The following is a 4268-nucleotide window of genomic DNA, read 5'->3' on the forward strand; positions in this document are numbered from 1 at the left end:
GGGCGTTTCCGGAGCCGGGATATCGCGTGCGGCGGGCGGGGGCAATCGGGCCAAGTGCCGGATACGGCGATCATTTTCTCCCGCGTCGGCGTACCTCGCCGAAGCGTGGAAGATCGCTTCTGCGCGGCCGGCGATACGGGGAAGATCGTTCTTCGCCGGCCGGGTCGCGGCGGCTGCGTCAGCGGGCGCCGAGCGCGAGAAGGAGGCCGAGGAGCGGCACGGCGGCTGCGATCCAGGCCGCGCGGGGGTGGAAGCTCGGCGGCGCGACGTAGCGGGAGGCGTCGTGCACGCCCGCGCGGAGGGTCGCTCGCCCGAGACCGATCTTTGCCGCCATGCGCCCCTCCGACCGTGAACCGGATCGAAGAAGGCGCGGGGGCGTCTCAAGGCCTGGTGAATCGGGCCCGGCCGCGTGGAAGCGTGGTCAACGGCGCCTTAAAGCGCGCGGTCGAACTTCAGCTCGCCGTTGGGGCTCTTCAGCACGAGCTGCGAGCCGACCATGTCCCACTGCGCCGCCGTGCGGAGCGCCACGAAGTAAGCCTGCTCGGTCGCCTGGAGGCTCTTGTCGCAGGACTTCTTGGTGAGGGCGAGCGGGCCGACCGCGAGGTGCTGCTCCTTGAGCGGGAAGGCTGTCGCCGCGAAGGTGTTGCAGCCGCCGTAGCCGCGGGCGCGGTACTGCTTGTCGATGATGAAGCTCGGCCGGTCGGTGCCGCCGAACGGCTTGCCGTTGATGCTCACCGCGGTCCAGGTCGAGTCCAGCGGAAACACCTTCTCGGTCTGCTTGGCGCCGGGGATGTACTGCTCTTTCTTGTCCTCGCCGCCGGGCCGGCGGTTGCCCTTGCCGAAGCCGCTGATCGAGTTCTGCGCCCTCGTCTCGGTCGCCGTGGTGAGAACCAGCGCACCGGCGGCGCAGGCCAGAGCGGCGATCAGCATCGGTTTCATGGTACGCCCCTTGTCCCTCGTTTCCGGTGCGCCACCCTCGGGATGCCTTGGAGGCATTCGGGAGCCCGTGCCTGGGCCCGTGGCGGCGCGCGGAAGCGCCAATGCGATAGGATTTCAGCACAATTGTGGTCAAGGCGGCCGCAGGCGGGCTTTTGTCGGCGTCCCGCGCGAAGTTCGCCGGCCCGTCCGCAGGATTCGGGGCCGTTCGCCGGAATTCTGAAACGATCCGCGTTCCGCTCCGTTGTCACGCACCGGATGGCGGTCGGCCAGATCGGCGAATCGAGGAGAGTTCGGCTTGGCGGGATCTGACGAAGGTGGGCAGAGCGGCGCTGCCCCGAGGCCGTTGAGCCCGGTCCAGTCGCGGGCCGCGCGGGGGCTGCTCGGCTGGTCCGAGGCCGACCTGGCCGCCAAGTCCGGGCTCGATGCGGGCTTCGTGCGCGACTTCGAGGCCGGCACCGGCGATCCGCCCTCGGGCCAGGTCGAGGTCCTGCGCAGCGCGCTGATGACGGCCGGCGTCGCCTTCAGCGAGGACGGCAGCTCCGGCGTCCGGCTCACGCAGACCGGCGGCGAGGGCACCCGCCTCGACGCCTTGACCACCGAGAACGACCGCTGACCCGGACGCGGGGGCGCCGCCGGCGCCCGCGCTCCCGTGCCGCCTATGCGGCGACGCCGCGTCGGCTCAGGATCGCCCGATCCGAGGGCGCGGGGTGCGGGCGATGGCGGACCACAAGGCCGAGCTCCGCGAGACCCTGCGCAAGATGGAGGTCGCGACCGGCGAGGCGGCCGCGGCCTGCCTTCCGCGCCTCGTGGCGCGGCTGCGCCACCACGAGACCCGGCTTCCCGGTCATCCGCTGATCCGCCCGTGGCGACGCTGGCGCATCCGCCGCCTCGCCGATGCCGTCGAGGAGGCGCGCTGGCACGTCGAGCAGGGGCGACTCGCCCGGATGGGCGGGCTGTCCGGCCGGCGCTAGGCCGATCTTGCGGACAGGGCCGCCGCTCGTGCAAAGGGATGCCACGAGTGCGCCGCACCATCCGGAGACAACGCCCGTGACCGCAGACAACCCGCGCCGGCCCGACCACGCGGTCGATCCGATCTTCGTCGATCGCCGCTCCCCCCGCCTGTTCACCGGCGAGGCGGTGCCCGAGGCGGAGCTGATGCGGATGTTCGAGGCGGCGCGCTGGTCGCCCTCCTCCTACAATTCCCAGCCCTGGCGCTTCCTCTACGCTTTGCGCGACGACGCGAACTGGGAGACGTTCTACGGCCTGATCCTGCCGGGCAACCAGAAATGGGCAATTGGCACGGGCGCACTGGTGTTCCTCGTCTCCAGCGAGCGCATGAAGGTCGGCGACGAGTTCAAGCCGGCGGGGAGCCATGCGCTCGATGCCGGCGCCGCCTCGCTCGCCTTCCAGCTCCAGGCCAACCGCCAGGGCTGGCACGTCCACGGCATGGGCGGCTTCGACCGCGCGCGGGCGCCGGGGGTGCTCAACGTGCCGGAGCACCACACCATCCAGGCCGCCTACGGCGTGGGTCGCGCGGTGGCGCCGGAACACCTCGACGACGAGCAGCGTGCCAAGGAGGCCCATAACGGCCGGCGCCCGATCACCGACTTCGTCTTCTCCGGCGGCTTCCCCGCGACCGGCGGCTAGACGCGGGTGGACGCGCCCGAGGCCGGCTTCCGCTGGGACATCCCGGCCCGGTACAACATCGGCGTCGACGTCTGCGACCGCTGGGGCACCGCCGAGCCGGAACGCCCGGCGATCCTGGAGGTCGCCGCCGACGGCACCGTCGCGACCACGACGTTCGGGCGGCTTCGCACGGACTCGGATCGGCTCGCCGGAGCGCTCGCCGGCCGCGGGATCGGCCCGGGCGACCGCGTCGCGGTGCTGCTGCCGCAATCGACCGCCGTGATGGTGGCGCACGCCGCCGCCTACAAGCTCGGCGCCATCGCGCTGCCGCTCGCCGGCCTGTTCGGCCCGGAGGCGCTGGCCTACCGCCTCGCCGACTCCGGCGCGCGCGCCTGCATCACCGACGCGGCCGGGCTGGCCAAGCTCGAGCTGATCCGCGGGCAGCTGCCGGAGCTGTTCCTGCTGGTCTCGGTCGACGGCGCCTCGGGCGACGCGCTCGGCCTCGCCGACCTGCTCGCAGCCGCCGCACCCGACTTCTCGGCCCACGACACCGGCCCCGACGACCCGGCGCTGATGATCTACACCTCCGGCACCACGGGACAGGCGAAGGGCGCCCTGCACGGGCACCGGGTGCTGCTCGGCCACCTGCCCGGCTTCGACCGGATGCATGCCTTTCCGCCGCGCCCCGGCGACCTGATGTGGACGCCCTCGGACTGGGCCTGGGCCGGCGGCCTGCTCAACGTGCTGATGCCGGCGCTGCGCCACGGCGTGCCGGTGGTGGCCCGCGCCGCCCGGTTCGAGGCCGACGCCGCCTTCCGGCTGATCGAGCGCTTACGGATCACCAACGCCTTCCTCGCGCCGACCGCCCTGCGGATGCTGCGCGCGGTCGAGGCGCCGCGCACGCGCTACGACCTCTCGTCGCTGCGCAACGTCGCCTCGGCCGGCGAGGCGCTCGGCGCCGACACCTATCGCTGGGCGGAGGACGCGCTCGGGCTCGCCGTCGGCGAGGCCTACGGGCAGACCGAATGCAACCTCGTGCTCGCGGCCGCGCCGGCGGAAGGGATCGGCCGGGCGGGCTCGGCCGGCAAGCCGGTGCCGGGCCACCGCGTCGCGATCCTGCGGCCCGACGGCAGCGAGGCCGGCACGGACGAGCCAGGCGAGATCGCCGTCGCCCGCCCCGATCCGGTGATGTTCCTGCGCTACTGGAACCAGCCCGAGGCGACCGCGCGCAAGTTTTCCGGCGACTGGATGCTCACCGGCGACCAGGCCCGGCGCGACGCGGACGGCTACGTCCACTTCGTCGGCCGCGACGACGACCTGATCACCTCGGCGGCCTACCGGATCGGCCCCGCCGAGATCGAGGCCTGCCTGTGCGCCCACCCGGCCGTGGCGCTCGCCGCCGCGGTCGGCAAGCCCGATCCGCTGCGCACGGAGATCGTGAAGGCCTTCCTCGTCCTGCGCCCGGGCTACGCCGCCTCGCCGGCGCTCGCCGACGAGATCCAGGCCTTCGTGCGCACGCGGCTCTCGGCCCACGAGTACCCGCGCGAGATCGCCTTTCGCGACGCCCTGCCGATGACCACCACCGGCAAGATCATCCGTCGGGCGCTGCGCGACGCGGAGTGAGGCGGATGGCCTCCCTCCCCCCCTCTGCGGGGGAGGGTGGGCCTCGCGTCAGCGAGGGTCGGGAGAGGGGAGCGACCTCT

Annotated in this window: 6 protein-coding genes; 4 read left to right on the forward strand and 2 right to left on the reverse strand. The window is 73.1% G+C overall.

What is annotated here, in order from left to right; all coding sequences use genetic code 11:
• Window positions 1-178 precede the first annotated feature (178 nt).
• Together FV227_RS29435 and FV227_RS27915 are read right to left on the reverse strand one after the other, a co-directional pair.
• Window positions 179-334, reverse strand: a complete 156-nt coding sequence (locus tag FV227_RS29435) for a hypothetical protein (protein ID WP_187274986.1) — start codon at window positions 332-334, stop codon at window positions 179-181.
• Between the two features lie 98 nt (window positions 335-432).
• Entirely contained in the window at window positions 433-939 is a 507-nt protein-coding gene (locus FV227_RS27915) for an META domain-containing protein (protein WP_147727014.1), read from the reverse strand.
• A gap of 343 nt (window positions 940-1282) precedes the next feature.
• Between FV227_RS27915 and FV227_RS27920 the strand changes: the two genes are divergently transcribed.
• From FV227_RS27920 to FV227_RS27935, 4 genes are all read left to right on the forward strand, one after another.
• Window positions 1283-1552, forward strand: a complete 270-nt coding sequence (locus FV227_RS27920) for an XRE family transcriptional regulator (protein ID WP_147727018.1) — start codon at window positions 1283-1285, stop codon at window positions 1550-1552.
• A 103-nt stretch (window positions 1553-1655) separates the two neighbouring features.
• Complete coding sequence (locus tag FV227_RS27925) at window positions 1656-1910, forward strand: hypothetical protein (RefSeq protein ID WP_147729894.1); 255 nt, start codon at window positions 1656-1658, stop codon at window positions 1908-1910.
• A 76-nt stretch (window positions 1911-1986) separates the two neighbouring features.
• A complete protein-coding gene (locus FV227_RS27930) occupies window positions 1987-2586 on the forward strand; it encodes a nitroreductase family protein (RefSeq protein WP_246686525.1) in 600 nt (199 codons plus the stop codon).
• A gap of 6 nt (window positions 2587-2592) precedes the next feature.
• The gene (locus FV227_RS27935) at window positions 2593-4188 is read left to right on the forward strand and encodes an AMP-binding protein (protein WP_147860415.1); all 1596 of its coding nucleotides are present in this window, start codon (window positions 2593-2595) and stop codon (window positions 4186-4188) included.
• Window positions 4189-4268 lie beyond the last annotated feature (80 nt).

Source organism: Methylobacterium sp. WL119, from assembly GCF_008039875.1.
Lineage (GTDB): Bacteria > Pseudomonadota > Alphaproteobacteria > Rhizobiales > Beijerinckiaceae > Methylobacterium.

Excerpts from the sequence above, each read along its gene's own strand:
- FV227_RS27925 (WP_147729894.1), top strand. The coding sequence starts at position 1,656 with ATGGCGGACCACAAGGCCGAGCTCCGCGAGACCCTGCGCAAGATGGAG.
- FV227_RS29435 (WP_187274986.1), bottom strand. The coding sequence starts at position 334 with ATGGCGGCAAAGATCGGTCTCGGGCGAGCGACCCTCCGCGCGGGCGTG.
- FV227_RS27915 (WP_147727014.1), bottom strand. The coding sequence starts at position 939 with ATGAAACCGATGCTGATCGCCGCTCTGGCCTGCGCCGCCGGTGCGCTG.